This is a genomic window from Kitasatospora purpeofusca (genome assembly GCF_000718025.1).
Taxonomy (GTDB): Bacteria; Actinomycetota; Actinomycetes; order Streptomycetales; family Streptomycetaceae; genus Kitasatospora; species Kitasatospora purpeofusca.
In genome coordinates, this window is sequence record NZ_JODS01000035.1 from 37,632 (window position 1) to 52,264 (window position 14,633).

A 14,633-nucleotide genomic window follows, 5' to 3' on the forward strand; every position below is an offset into this window, starting at 1 on the left:
CGAACTCCTCCTCGATGGATCCGACATGAAATCGACTGTGCCGCAATCCCGCCGAGGTCGGATCGCCGCCATCGGGGCGCTGCTGATCGTCCTGCTGGGCCTGTCGATCTGGAACCTTCCCCTCGCCACACAATGGCGAGCGAGCGACGTCGGCGAGAGCCTGCTGCTCCAGTCCCCGCCGATGGCGGCGACCTGGGAGCGGAAGCCGGACGAGGACCCCGGCGCGCCCTACATGCGCGGGCTGGACAGACGCGTGGAACGCATGTTCGTGCAGGACAGTGCGGACCCCCTGGCCGGCACCTTCATCCAGACGGTCATGGAGTTCGACTCTCCCACCTGGGCCTGGCTCGTCTTCCGTGCCGCCTCGCCGGACAAGCGCTACGCCCGGTACGGAGAGGTCGAACGACTCGATGGGTCCGGCGTCGCGGGAGCGGACGAGCAACACTTCTTCTGCGCCCACCTCGGCGGGGGCGAGCGCAACCGCTGGTACGCGTGGCTACGGTTCGGCCAGTACCTGATCGAACTTCAAGTCGTCGGCAGGATGGCACCAGGGACCGCGTCCGAGACGCTGAAGGCCGCAGCCGCCGATATCGGCGATGCCGTCCACCGGATCTGACGCCAACCAAGGTATTGCCGACCGTCTCCGCAATCCCGACGCCGGGCTCGCCGATAGCAGCGACGGCGACGGCCTACCGGGGACGGCCCACCGGGGAATCGGACCTTGGAACCCACGTGGTGACGCCGACCGGCGACGTCAAATGATCAAGTGGCCCCATCGGAAAACGATCCGATGGGGCCACTGAATTTCTGGGAAGCAACAATCCTCAATCGATTGACGCGCTCATTGAAGAGGTTGTGAATCGACCGGGCCGTGGTCGGCGGCCCACGCGGCCAGCGCCTCGGCGGTGCCGGGCCTGCCTCGGTGACCGGGCAGTCCGCCCCTCGTGTCCCGGAGGCCCGGAACGTGCCCCCGAGTGAGCCCGAGTGAGGAGGATCACCCGTGGGGGCGGTACGGAGGGGAGAGGCGGTCCCAGGGCCCGGCAGGACTGGACGGGGGCCGCGGCGGCACCGGCACAGGGCCCGTCCGCTTCGGGACCTTGGTCACGAATTCGCCCGACCTTCGGCCCGGTGGCGCCCCCTCCCCGCCCGGGCAACCGTTGACGGTCGCCCGGTGTGACCGGGCGACGGCACCACCCGCCGGGCGGTGCCGATCCCTGCCGTCTACCCGGCGCACACCGTGCGGGAGCACATCGTGCGCTCCGGAGGACCCGAAGACCCATGTCCAGCACCATCGACAACGCCCCGTATACCGCCTTCCACCGCAGACTGGCCCTGGCCTGCTCCGGTGGGCCGCTGCTCGACGGCTACATCCTGAGCATCGTCGGCGTCGCCCTCATCGGGATGCGCCCCGAACTCGGCCTCTCCACCGCCGAGGTCAGCCTGATCGGCGCCGCCGCGCTGGTCGGCATGTTCGTCGGAGGCGCGCTCTTCGGCGTGCTGACCGACCGCATCGGCCGGGAGGTGATGTACACCGCCGACCTGCTCGTCATGGTCGCCTGCTCGGTGCTCTCCTTCTGGGTGGACACGGTGTGGGCGATCGCCCTGCTGCGCTTCGTGCTCGGCATGGCCGTGGCCGCCGACTACCCCATCGCGACCTCGCTGCTCGCCGAGTGGCTGCCGGCCAAACACCGCGGGCGGCTGCTCGGTCAGCAGATCGTCGCCTGGTACGCCGGCTCCGTCCTCGCTTACATGACCGGCTACGCCTTCCTGCGCCTGGCCGGCCCCGGCAGCTGGCGCTGGATGCTGGCCAGCTCCACCGTGCTGTGCGTCGTCTTCCTGGTGATCCGCCGCGGCTCGCCGGAGTCCCCGCGCTGGCTGGCCGCCAACGGGCGGGTCGGTGACGCCGTGCGCGTGGTCGAGAAGCACCTCGGCGTGCGGGTCGACGGCCGCGAGCTGATGCCCGACCCCGCGCAGGCCGCCGGGCCCGGCGGCCTGCGCCTGCTGATGACCCCGCCCTACCGGCGCCGCACCCTGTTCTGCGGCCTGTTCTTCCTCTGCCAGGTCGGCCCGCTCTTCGCGATGCTCACCTTCGGCCCGCAGATCCTCTCGTCCTTCGGCATGCCGGGCGGCACCGTGATGGACACCCTGGGTACCGGCCTGATCAGCCTGGTCTTCCTGCTCGGCTGCTACCCGGCGCTGCGCCTGATCGACACCCGGGGCCGACGGCCGGTGATCATCTGGTCGTTCGCCCTGATGACCGTCCCGCTCGCCCTGCTCGGGGTGTGGCCCACCGCCCCCGCCGCCGTCGCGCTCACCGCGCTGTGCGCCTACGCCTTCCTGTGCGGCGGACCGAACGTGCTCGACTGGACCTACCCCAACGAGCTGTTCCCCACCGAGATCCGCGCCACCGCCGTCGGCGTCGCCACCTCGGTGAGCCGGATCGGCGCGGCCGTCGGCACCTATCTGCTGCCGCTGTCCCTGACCGGGCTCGGCACCGGGCCGACGATGCTGATCGCGGCCGGGACGACGGCCCTCGGTCTGCTGGTGTGCGTGCTGTGGGCCGAGGAGACCCGCGGCACCGCCCTGGGCGCGGCCCCGGCCGCAACCGAGCCGACGGCCGCCGCCACGGCGACGGGTGCGCGGAAGGGCGTCCCCGCGCAGCGCGTGGCGCAGTCCGTGCGCTGACGTCCGGGCCCTCGTCCGCGGACGTGCGGTTCCGAGGGACGCGGTCCGGGCTGCCGTCACTCCTGTCCGAGTGACGGCAGCCCGGAGGGAATCAGGCGCATGAACTCACCCTGGCCGGCTGGCACGACGACATCCGCCAGCACGTCAGTCAGGCATGCGCAACCGAATGGGCTGACCGTCCTCCGAGGGGCGTCCGGAACCGAAGCCGGTCGCCGACAGCTGGAGGGACGGAGCGGGCCGGAACAACGGAACCACCACGACGCGCCCGACGTACGAACAGACCCACTCGTCCTGGTTCCCCGAGTCGGCCCCCTCGCCGGTGACAGTCCTGCTCACCGACCTGCGCCAACTGGCTCCTCCACGGAATCCAGCCCAAGAACGCCCACCCCGCCCTGCGCCCCGGCGCCTGCCGCTCCCGCGCCCACAAACGCGAACACCCCGGCTACGGCGGCCGCCGGGTGTTGGTCTCCCGCAAGTGGTCCGGCAAGACCCTCACCGACCACCGCACCGAACGCCGGACCTAGGTCCTCGACGTCCTCGGCGACACCGCCGCCCGCACCGAGCCTCACCGCTACCTGGGAACCCGTGCGCCCGGGCGACCCCGACATGTCGCCGCTTGCGACCCGCCTCCTGCGGGCCGTCGTTGAACGCGTCAGCTGGCGCACCGCCCTCGACCAGGCCCTCGAACGAGCAGGAGGCGGGCCGTGTCCGACAACCACCTCATGACGGTTCCCGAGGTCATGGCCCGGCTGCGGCTCGGCCGCTCGGCGGTCTACGACCTGATCCGCACCAACCGGCTGCGCTCGATCACCATCGGCCGCTCCCGCCGCATCCCGTACGGCTCGTACCGCTCGTTCGTGGCCTCCCGACTGGAGGAAGCCGCCTGATGGCAGCCCAGAAGAAGAACCGCGCCAACGGCGAAGGCACCGTGTTCCAACGCAAGGACGGGCGCTGGGAAGCCGCCGCCTACGTCCTCGCCGCCAACGGCAACCGCCAACGCCTCCACGTTTACGGCAGGACCCGCCAGCAGGCGACGGACAAGCTCACCGACGCCAAGGCCGCCAGCAACCGCGGCACCCCGGTCGTCGGATGTGCAAGGCACCGTCGGAAACTGGATCACGTACTGGCTCGACACCGTCGCGGTGCACCGCGTGCGCGAGATCACCCACACCCGCTACACGGCCGTCGCCCGCCTCCACATCATCCCCGGTCTGGGCACCAAGAAGCTCTCCAAACTCACAGCCAAGGACATCCGCACCTGGCTCGACAGCCTACGAACCCGCTGCCAGTGCTGCGCCCGCCACACCGACCACCAGCGAACGCCGACGAAACAGCGGTGCTGCGCCGTGGGTGACTGCTGCCGGCGGGTGTTGAGCGCACTCACGCTCACCTACATCCACACCGTGCTCAAGACCGCCCTGGAGCATGCTGTCCAGGAAGAGGAGATCCCTCGAAACGTCGCCCGTAACGTCAGGCTCGGCACACCCAGGCCGCGACGGTTCGAGCCCCTGACCACCGAAGAGGCCCGCCAACTGCTCGATGCCGCCCGCGACCACCCACTCCACCCCGTGGTCCACCTCGCCCTCCACACCGGCCTGCGCAGGGGTGAACTCCTCGGCCTCACCTGGGACGACATCGACCTCAACGCCGGCACCGCCGTGATCCGACGCTCACTCCAACGCACCAGCGACAACGGCCTCGTCCTGTTCCCCACCAAGACCAAAGCCTCAGAACGACGCATCGCCCTACCCGCCACCTGCGTCGAAGCCCTCCGTAACCACCGCGCCCGTCAGCAAGCTGAGCACGATGCCGCCGGACTTCGTTGGAACCCCCGCGGCTACATCTTCACGGCGCCCAACACCGCGCTCCCGGTCGAACCCAGCACTCTCAACCGACGCTTCGCCATGCTGCTCCACCACGCCGGCCTCCGCCGGATCCGCTTCCACGACCTCCGACACACCACCGCGACCCTCCTACTGGACCAAGGCGTCGAACTCGTCGTCATCAAAGAACTCCTCGGCCGCGCCTACATCGGCGTCACCGCCACCGTCTACACCCACGTCCGACTCCGCATCCAATGCAACGCCATCGACCTCCTCGGCAACGCACTCCGCAACCCCGACACCGAGCACGGTAGTAGCGACGATGGCAAGGGTCTGTCGGGTAGTGGGATCTTGCTCCCCACATGGTGACGTCAACAGATGACGTCAAAACGTCATGAAGCCCTCCCCAGAGATGTTCTGGGGAGGGCTTCATATGCGAGTGACTGAAATGCAGGAGATCCTGCGATCAGCTCTCGTCAAGAATCCCGATAGCTTCGGGAAGCTCTAGAATTGCTCGCTTGCGCTCCGGTTTATCTTCCATCTCTGCACACTGCAGGATCAAGGAAGTTGCCTCTCGTCGTCCTTCTTCCGAGAGGTCACGGAAGAAGGCGGCAGCTAGCTCTAGAATATCGGTGGCGATGTCAGGATCGATGTCATCATCGTCCGTCAGGTCGATCGAAACCACCACGCTCGCAAATGCGCGCGCGAGGACCTGGTTGACATTCATTGGGGCACCACTCTCACTCGGATGTCAGCGATCAGGAGGCTTCCAAGAGCCTTCCACACCCTTGCCGCTTCACTCTCGGTGGGTACCTCCCACCGTCCGGTGTAGCCGTTCTGCTCAAGCACCAGAGACTGATTCGTGGCCTGTCGGTAGCTCTTGTTGAAGGTGGTGACGCTGACCTTCCGGTCAATCATTACGCCATTTGTTGCATCGAATCCATCGAACTTAATATCCGACAGCTTATTTGCGCCAGCCTTGTAGTGCTGCAAGGCCGGCGCCAAGCCAGCCACGGAACCCGTCGCTCCAGCGCCGTAAGTGCGAGCAGCGGAGCTCATGTTGGCATTCTCGTTGAGCCAGTGAACATCACAGTCGCAGTTGTGTGCGAGGATCGGCGTCGAGCCCGCGAGGACATAGTACGTGTTGCGGGCGGCCCCTTCCGGCCTGCTTTTTCGCAGGTGGGCGGGAATCAGCCCGTACGCAGAGGTGTGCGTCGTTGTCCGGGCTTGTTGCCGTCGCCGTCAAATGACCCGAGGGTCCTCTCCGCAAAGCGCGGAGAGGACCCTCGCATTTACCGGGCTACCGAATTCTCCATGATCAGATGACGTGGCGGAGTCACGACTCACGCCTCCATGGCCCTTCATTCGGTCGACTTAGATAGCTACCTTGAAGGAATCACCAAAGGCCTTCCTGGACGGATGCATCCTCATTCGTAGCTCGTTTAGATCCCTGTTGTCCTTGCCCTTTTCCTTGCCCGTGACCTTCGGGGCCCGGAGCAGAGAAGGGAATTCCTGCAGCACTTTCCCTGTCAAGCAACGCTTGCAGCCTTCGAAGCATTGCGAGCCATTCGGCTCCTTCTTCCTCAACGCTCCAGTCGTCCTGCAAGTCGTTGCTTGTACTGAGTAGGCGAGAAATCGCTTTGAGCGCCAGAAGTGTCAGCTCCTTCGGAATCTGCGGAATCTCACCACGCGGCCCCCACGTCGCTGATTGAAATTCATCACCGCCCTCAACCCCTCGGACCGTCAACGCGGCAGCAGCGATCGCCAGCTCTGCTTTACCGCCATCGATATGAGGGCTGCCGTCGCCCGCCACCGAGGCGAGGGCCGCTCGGATCGCATAAATCCGCCTAGGCAGCGGAGTTGCATCCAAATCGCCAGCAAAGTCCGCGGCGCCATCGTTATCGAATGGCCCGTATCCCCATTTCCCCATATCGCCCTACTCGAACGGGAGCTCAGGCTGAGTCGCCTGCCGCTTGTTATAGAGGTTTCGACCAAATCCCTCAACGCCGCTACTCAGCTTGAAGCCCATTTTTTCGAACTGAACCTTCATGATGTGCTCTCGGATTCTGAGAGCCGTGTCATCTCCGCACACATGGATGCAAATGACAGGCCCATCCTTGTCTCGCCTGCCCAGGTCTGCATGCCTGTTCAGTCGAACGTCAAAGTTGTTGGTCTTGCCGATGTACACATGGCCGGGCTTCGATTTATCGTCAAATATATAGATGCCTTGATTCTTGTTGCAATTGTGAACGAGTACCGGCGTAGCCCCCGCCAGCACATAGTACGTGTGGAGGTCGTCGACGGTGAGGTCGTCCGCGCGTTGGGGAGTGGTGGTGTAGGTGCGGGTGGTGAGGACGGTCAGGTGGGCGTGGTCAGGGGTGGAGAGGTAGTGGCCCGGCTGAAGCTCCGATGCCGGGGTCCAGCGTTGGGTGGTCTCGTCCCAGTACGGGTGGTGGGAAGTGGAGACGATGGTGGTCGGCGTGCTTTCCCCGGTGACGGTGAGTTCGGTGAACTCCGTGTCGTCGGGGGTGACGATCTTTGCGGTGACCGCCTTGGAGGCTGACTCGCCGGTTTGGGGGTCGGCCGAGGCTACGGCATCGCCAGGCTTGACTTCCTCGATGGGGCGGGTACTGCCGTCCGCCATGAGGACGAGAGTGCCGGGTGGGAAGCTGTGCTTCTGGCATGCGCGGGCGGCGTCAACGAGGGCATCGGCCTTGTTCTTGAGATGCGCTGCCTTGGCCCAGTCGCCGCCGAAGGGGATGAATCCGACGCCGTCCCAGAGGAGCTCCTTTGGCTTTCCTTGGAGGATATGAACTCCGACGGAGGCGATATCGCCGACAACGCCGATTCCGGGAATGGAGCCGACAGCCTCTGCGCCCTCTCCGATCTTGTCGAGCAGGGACTTCTTCTTGACGCCGTTGCCCCAGCCATGCATTGAAGCGTTGTTCTTGCTGGTCTGTTCGCGGATCCAGTTGCGCTGCGCGGTGGGGCCCAGAGTCGCTGAAAGAGTCGCCTCGTAGTTACGCATCTGGGCGTTCTCGGCCACGTAGGTTGACGTGGTTTGGGCGGTGTTGCTCATTGTGATCGTGCCGGCCGAGCCGCAGTCGTACAGCGTCCCGCATTCCTCGGACTTGTAGCCGCTGGGGTCGCTCAGGTTGACCGGGTCGTTCTCGCTGTACGCGTAGCCGTTCCACTGCTGCGGGTTGGTCGCGTCGAGGATCGGGTCCGGGCTGATGAAGCGGCCGGTGCTCGGGTCGTACTGGCGGGCTCCCAGGTTGGTGAAGCCGGTGGTGTCGTCCTTGCTGCCGCCGATGAAGCCCTTGGCGCCGGCCCAGGCGGATGCGTTGGGCTGGGTGCCACGGGGGTTACCGAAGGGGTCGGTGGGGCGTCGGGTGATCGACTGGGCGCCGGCCATGGCGATTTGGACGCTGTTGGTGCCGTGAGGGTCGGAGGCCTGGATGACCACCGTGCCGCCGCCGATGGGGGCGGTGACGCGGGTGTAGGTGAGGCCGCCGCCCGCAGCGACGGTGCGGACGTTGCTCAGGGCACCGGTGGCGGTGTCGAGTGTCAGCTCGTCCGTCGGGAGGTTGAGCGTGATCTTGCCGGGGTTGCGGCGGATCAGCTGGTTGCCGTCGGCGTCGTAGAGGTAGGTGGTGGCGCCGGCCTGGCCGGTCCTGGTGACGGAGCTGAGCTTGTCCTCACCGTTCCAGGTCAGGTTGGTGGTGCCGCCCGTGTCCGTGATGGCGGTGGTGTTGCCCTTGGCGTCGTACTGGTAGCTGATGGCCTTGGTGCCGCTGGGCGTGACCGTGGTGGAGTTCAGCAGGGCGTGCGGCCCACCGGTTCCGCCGCCGGTGTTGGGCGCCTGGGTGGGGGCGTTGGTGCTCCTGGCGGCTCCGAAGGTCTGCGTGGTGTTGCTGTTGATCGTGGAAAAGGCCGGGACGGCTGACCAGAACGACCAGTACCTGGTGGCACCGCTGCGAACGGTCAGGTTGACCTTGCCCGAGCCGGCGGCGATGACCTTGAGGTCGGCGCCCCGGCCGGCCGCACTGACGCTGCCGAGCGGATCGATCTGGCCGGCGGCGCCGGTGACATCTCCCCAAGTTGACCAGTCACCTGCACTGTTGCGGATGACGTGGTGCGGTCTGCCCTGGGCGAGAGCGACGACCTGGAGACCGTCGTCGGTGTTGGCGAGCGCCAGCTGGCCCTGGCCGGTCTGGGCCTCGGACAGTTCCCCGGTTGCGCCGTAGACGTCGCCCCAGCCCTGTACCTGCCAGTTTCCGTCCGGTCGGCGGACGGTGTGCCACAGCCTGCCGCCCGCGCCCACCGCGATTTCCAAGCCGGAGGAAGTGGCAGCGGCCGCCAGCTGAGTGGGCGAACCCAGGGTGCCGACGGCGCCGTAGACGTCGCCCCAGCCCTGTACCTGCCAGTTTCCGTCCGGTCGGCGGACGGTGTGCCACAGCCTGCCGCCCGCGAAGGTCAGGACCTCAAGCCCCGAGGCGGTGGCTGCAAGGGAAATCTGGTTGGGTTGGGAGAGGGATCCGACGGCGCCGTAGACGTCGCCCCACTTCTGCCATCCCTGCTCACCTCGGACGGTGTGCCAGATCTTGCCACCGGCGATGGCCATGATCTGCGGGCGACCGTCGCTCACTGCCAAGGCGACCGAGCTGACGGCCGACAGGGAGCCGGCTTCGGCCATCAGGTCGGTGAACTGCGACCAGGACCCGTCGGCCGCTTGTGAACCGAGCCAGAGGCTGCCGTTCGATAGGGCGACGGACCACGTCCGGTCGCCGTCCGCCGCGCTTGCGACCTGGGTGATCCGGGCCGGGTCCAGCGGAGCGGGCGAGGTAGAGCCGTGCTGGACGAAGGCGGTCCGGTTGCCGCTGGCGTCGTAGCTGTAGTCCTGCCAGTACGGTGCGGGACCACCGACGGTGTTGGAGCCGTTCGCCGTAGTGGCAGGGCCGTTGGCGTTGTCGCAGCCGCCGGTGCCTGCCACGGTCGAGGAACTGCCGCTGCCGTGAGTCTGTCCCGAGGAATCGGTCCAGTCAGCGGTGGTGTGAGTGCCCGCAGTATCTGTCCACGCCCGGGTCAGGCGCCCGAGGTGGTCGTAGGTGAAGCACTGGTTGTCGCGGGCCCTCGCGTTCTGCACATCGGTGATCGAGGTGATCCGACCGGACGACGTGTAGGTGTAGCCGGTTTCGCCGATATCCACGGTGCTGGCGTTGGAGCCGATGTAGTTGTTGATCAGTCGGCCGGTCGCCCAGTCGTACTGCTGGGTGGAGACGACCTGCTTGCCGGGTTCACCGACCGTGGTCTGGTAGGGCCTGGCCAAGGCGTCGTAGCGGACCTTCGCCACAACATCCTTGCCGAGACTCTTGGAGAAGCCGAGCAGGCCTGTCATGGTCCGGCTGTAGCTGATGGACTCGGCAGGCAGGCCGCCTGCGGCGGAGATTCCGAAGTCGTCCAGCACACCGAGAACGGGACTGTACGAGCTGGTGGTGGTGTACGTCCCGGCCAATGCGGCTTCGACGCCGTCCACCCTCGGGATGGTGACCGCGGTGCCGAGGGCACGGTAGGCGACGTCGTATCCGGTGACGCTCTTGGTGTACGCAGCCCCGCCGGCACCACCCACATACCGGGTGGAAGAAGTCTGCTGACCCTTGGCGAGGGTGTCGTACGTCCAGCCGGCCAACTGGTTCGCCGCGGCGACGCTCCCGGTGTACATGCCGGTCTTCCGGCCGAGGAGGTCGTAGCTGTAGGCGAGGGTGTTGCCGACGGCGTCAGTGGTGTGGTCGATCTGCGAATCGGCGTTGTAATACGTCCGGGTCACACCCGTGTCCGGGTCGGACGCGGTCACCTGGCGGCCGCGAAGGTCGTACTCGTAGGTCCAGTTGTTACCGCTGCTGTCGGTCCGCCGCGAGGACAGGCCGCCGGCCGTGAAGCCGAACGTGGTGACGTCCGCGTCGGAGGCGTTGCCCGTTGCGGTCGGCGTGCGGTACTGCCAGGCGGCGACCGTCCGCCCGCGGGCATCGGTCACGACCGAGGTGGGGGTGGCCCCGGCCGGCGGCGTGACGTCGGTGCGGTCGGCCCCGGGGTACGCCGTGGTGCTGGCCCACTGGGGGTTGGCGTTGGAGCGGAACTCCGAGCGGACGACCCGGCCGTTGCCGTCGTAGGTGTTCCAGGTCGCACTCGGCACCTGGCTGTCCTGGACCAGGAAAATCGAGCTCTTCGGGAAGTTGTTCGCTTCGTAGTAGGGGGCGGTCGTCTTGATCGCCCAGCCGTGCGAGTCATACACGGTGTCCGTGATCAGACGTCCGACCGGCGCAGCGATGCTGGTGCTCTGGGTCTGCCTCGACCTGCCCAGACCGTCGAAGATCTCGATGCCGAACGAGCTCGTGGCCTTGTCCTCGTTGAGGGTTTTGGACATGATCCACGACGGACCGTTCGTGCCGTTCACGGCATAGGTGAACGCCCGGTTCGGGAGCTCATTGGTAGGCCGGCCCGGAGCCCAAACCCCAGTGATGCGGCCCAGGGCGTCGTACCTGGAGGTGGTGACGCGCCCGTTGATGTCCTGACTGGTCAGCGGTGACCCGCGCGCAGGGTCCTGGATGACGGTGCTGGTCCAGTCGGCGCCCATGGGGCCGGTGGTCCGCACCTCGGTCGGCAGGGCGCCGGAGGTCGGGGAGAGGGCGATCGTCGTGACGGCGGGGGCGACCGAGGGGCCGCTGAGCTGTGCACCGTCCCGGCCGTAGCTCGAACCGTCGGTGGTGGAGCTGGTCAGGCTGCGACCGTAGGTATCGAAGATCGCGCTGCCCGTGTTGACGTACACGGGGTTGCCGGCCTGGTCGAAGTGGTCGAGGACCTGGGTGCTGGTCGGATCACCGGCGGTAAGGAACTGCCCGAGCGGCTTGCCGTCGTAGAGCGTGCGGCTGCCGGTGATCGTGTTCGAGGCGGTGGGAGCGGTCCCGCACGGGCCCTGGACGGTGACCTGCTCCGAAGCGAGCGTCAGGGTCTGCGGGCTGTCGGTGGAACTCGCGTACTTGGTGCTGGTGCAGGTCTCGGGGGTGGCGGCGGTGCCGTCGCCCTTGTCGTCGATCTGAAGGACGCGGTTGCCGTTGGCCGGGTCGCTCACGGTGACGATCGTGACGAGCCGCCAGCTGTCGTTCGCCAGCTTGGCTGCGGAGAGCGTCGTGACCTGCGACTCGGGGCGGCGGGCGTAGCTGTTGGGCGCGCCGGCCTCCTGCTTGTGGGTCGCGCTGACCGGGTTCTCGCCCGGGGCCGTGCTCGACGTGCTCCCCGATACCGTGCGGACCGGCCCGTTGGCCTGGCTGTACACCTCGGTGGCGAGGACCTGGCCGCTTCGCCAGTCGCTGTCGAGGACGGACGGACCGCCGAGCGGGTTGGCCACCGCGACGCTGCGCCGGGTGCCGTTGGCGAGGTAGTCGCCGTCCATGCCACGCAGGTAGGTGGCCTTCTGCTGGGACTGGGGTGCCTCGCCGGTGGCGCCGCTGCCGATGGTCGTGGTGACGGTCGCGTAGCCGCGGAAGTTGTCCCAGGTCCGGGTCTTGGGGTCGGCGAACTCGGCGTCGTTGCGGTGCCAGGCAGCCTTGCGGTCGCCGTATTCGTAGCTGGTGACCTTGCTGACGGCCGGGCTGCTGACCAGGTCCTGCTCGGTGATCGTCTCGACGACGGGCTTGTTGAACCAGTCGTTCACCGGGTCCGAGGAGGACTGGCCGGGCAGGTACCACTTGACCGGTATGCAGGCCAGGGTGTTGCTGTCCTCGGACGCCGGCATGCGGCCTTCGAGTCGGGAGCACTCCCCAGTCCTGTAGATGACGTTGACCCGTCCACCGGTCTCGGTAGTGATCTCCTTGAGGCGTGGGCGCATGAAGAGCTTGCCCTCCCGCACCCCGCTCTGCAGTTCGATGCCGTCGACGCGGTTGGCCATCATGTCGTACTTGAACGCGACCGGCGGCAGGTTGTCGATCGCCGCCTGCCCGTTGCTGGGAACGCGCTGGACGGAGTCGAGTTGGAGGATGCGCGGGGTACCGTCACCGGGGTCCGCGAGGCTCTGCTTCAGCTTCCACAGGTCGACGGTGCGGTAGGTGGAGTCCACCAGGACCTGGGTGGAGATCTCGGTCAGCCGCTTGGTGGTGAAAAACGTCGGCGAAGCGTTGGTGCAGGGGCCTTCGGTGCAGATCTGGTCGATCGGAACGTCCGGCCAGGCTTCCTGGTTGGCTGTGGTGCGCTGGCTCTCGGCACAGCTCGATGTTTTGGCCGGGTCGCAGCGCTCCTCGACTCCGAAGAGGACCTTCGCTGCGGGGTTGAGGGTACCCTTGGCTGCGCGTTGGTCGTCGAGACGCTGGCCGTAGTCGATCTCGCGAAGGTAGCCGGCGCGCTCGTAGCCGGTCGGAACTCCGGTGCCGCCGCCCTGGACGTAGCCGCGGCTGTACTTGTTGACCTCAGTCGCGTACCCGTAGCTGGTGAGGTTGCCGTGTGAGTCGACGACGTGGTCGAGCTGCCAGCGCCAGGCCATCGGGCACCACGAGTTGCTGCCGGTGGCCGCGTTGTAGCAGACGTCCTTGGCGTTCGGCGAGTACACCGGCATGGTCAGGACCGAGTTGGCCGCCGGGTCGGTGCCGTCGCCGCCAGGAAGGTGGTTGAGGCCGAAGTAGTACTGGACACCGTCGGTGGTGGTGATCCGCCAGTACTCCATGGCGTAGTAGTCGGGGTCGACTCCGGTGCGCGGCGCGCCGGTCAGCCGCTCGATCTTGGAGCCGTCGTCGTTCTGCAGGTGCCAGCTGCCGGTGGCGTCGTCACGCACGATGGTGCCGGAGCGGCCACCCAGGACGAGGGTGGCGTTCTCGCCGCCCCAGCACTGGTCGGCAGAGTGGGCGATCCCGGCCTTGTCGCACGACTTGTAGGTACGCTCGATGTAGCCGGGCTCGTACTCCCAGCCGTCGCCGATCCAGGAGGGCTGGGCGTTGGTGGCCGAGGTCTTGCCGTCGACCGACGCCGAGTTGTAGGCGAGGGCGACCCCGGGGGCCGCGCCGCCGAGGGACGGCGGAACCTGGATCGGGTAGCTGTAGGTGAAGTTGCCGCTGTTGGAACCGGCGCTCCAGGCCGCCGACGGCGAGAGCGGGGTCGCGGCGTAGTTGCCAAGGGCGCCGTTCGGCGCGGGCGCGGCGGCGAGCACCATCGCGCTGCCCGGCGCCACGGCCGCCGAGGCGGCTACGGGGGCTTCGGCTGCTGCGAGGGAAGCCTTCCCAGCTCCACCGGTGTCCGAGGCGGCTGCGGTGGCCTTGCCCGGGGGCAGGGTGATGTCGGCGGTGATCTTCCCCGTGCCATCGGTCCGCGCGGGGACCGGGGTCTTGGTCCGGCATTCCGGGCGCTCAGGGGTCGTCAGCGCACACCCGGGCAGTGAGACGAGGACCGCTCGGTCGGACCACCCTGCGGCCTGCAGAGCCTTGAGGTCCAGGGTGACGCTCGCGCTGCGGCCCTCGGCGGCGGCTGGTTCGGCATCGGAGAGGGCGATCAGAGGCGCGTTCACGCCGACTGCCTTGCCCCTGGCAGGTTCGGTCACCTGGACGGTGACCTTGTGTGCGCTCTCGCCCTTGCCGGCGGCGGGTGCGACCTCGACCGCCAGGGGGCCGGCCTTGGCGGCCGTTCCGCCGGCGGAGGCCGGGGCCGCACCGTCGGTCGCGGAGCGGGCCGCCTTTGCCTCGGGGCTGTCCGCCCCGATCGTGACCGTCGCCGTACCCGTGACGACCGGCGGCGCGACCTTCGGCTTCCAGTTGTCGGGTTTGGCGGCCGGTTTGCGGGCCGGCGGCTGGGCGTCGTGGCCCTTCACCGATGGGGTACCGGTTCCCAGCGGTACGTTCGGGGAAGTCGAGATCTCGACCTCGGGCCTGGGGGAGGTCCACGCCGCAGCGGGCGGAACTGTCACCCCCGTCAAAGCTAGGGCGACCATCGCCGCCGTCGCGGGTGAGCGCCAAAGGCTCCCCGCTCGTCCACCAGCCCGTTTCCGGGCAGGCCAAAGCCCCACGGTGATTGCTCCTCAATGATGTCGACACGTCACCATCCGGGCATGGAAAACCGAATGATCGACGTGACAATATGTGACCGATC

Annotated in this window: 7 protein-coding genes and 2 pseudogenes; 5 read left to right on the forward strand and 4 right to left on the reverse strand. The window is 67.5% G+C overall.

Going from position 1 to position 14,633, the window contains the following annotated elements:
* Positions 1–25: 25 nt before the first annotated feature.
* From IF01_RS0134850 to IF01_RS42785, 5 genes and pseudogenes are all read left to right on the forward strand, one after another.
* A complete protein-coding gene (locus tag IF01_RS0134850; protein ID WP_157855436.1) occupies positions 26–616 on the forward strand; it encodes a hypothetical protein in 591 nt (196 codons plus the stop codon).
* A gap of 662 nt (positions 617–1,278) precedes the next feature.
* Entirely contained in the window at positions 1,279–2,685 is a 1,407-nt protein-coding gene (locus tag IF01_RS0134855; RefSeq protein ID WP_030397623.1) for an MFS transporter, read from the forward strand.
* 338 nt (positions 2,686–3,023) lie between these two features.
* Positions 3,024–3,209 (forward strand): annotated as a pseudogene (locus IF01_RS51435) (replication initiator); the annotation flags it as partial.
* A 198-nt stretch (positions 3,210–3,407) separates the two neighbouring features.
* Positions 3,408–3,572 (forward strand): helix-turn-helix domain-containing protein, encoded by a 165-nt coding sequence (locus IF01_RS0134870; protein ID WP_030397625.1) that lies wholly within the window; start codon positions 3,408–3,410, stop codon positions 3,570–3,572.
* Positions 3,572–4,877 (forward strand): annotated as a pseudogene (locus IF01_RS42785) (tyrosine-type recombinase/integrase). Before IF01_RS0134870 ends, IF01_RS42785 begins: the two are co-directional and overlap by 1 nt.
* Before the next feature lie 97 nt (positions 4,878–4,974).
* Here the strand turns inward: IF01_RS42785 and IF01_RS0134880 are convergent.
* From IF01_RS0134880 to IF01_RS44590, 4 genes are all read right to left on the reverse strand, one after another.
* Positions 4,975–5,235 carry a hypothetical protein gene (locus IF01_RS0134880; protein WP_030397626.1) on the reverse strand — a complete coding sequence of 87 codons (261 nt, stop codon included), beginning with the start codon at positions 5,233–5,235 and terminating at the stop codon, positions 4,975–4,977.
* A complete protein-coding gene (locus IF01_RS48680) occupies positions 5,232–5,567 on the reverse strand; it encodes a hypothetical protein (RefSeq protein WP_157855437.1) in 336 nt (111 codons plus the stop codon). The genes IF01_RS0134880 and IF01_RS48680 overlap by 4 nt, the downstream gene beginning before the upstream one ends.
* A gap of 337 nt (positions 5,568–5,904) precedes the next feature.
* Positions 5,905–6,438: a DUF4259 domain-containing protein gene (locus tag IF01_RS46295; protein ID WP_078880565.1), complete on the reverse strand. Its 534-nt coding sequence runs from the start codon at positions 6,436–6,438 to the stop codon at positions 5,905–5,907.
* A 6-nt stretch (positions 6,439–6,444) separates the two neighbouring features.
* Positions 6,445–14,550 (reverse strand): RHS repeat-associated core domain-containing protein, encoded by an 8,106-nt coding sequence (locus IF01_RS44590; protein WP_157855438.1) that lies wholly within the window; start codon positions 14,548–14,550, stop codon positions 6,445–6,447.
* Positions 14,551–14,633 lie beyond the last annotated feature (83 nt).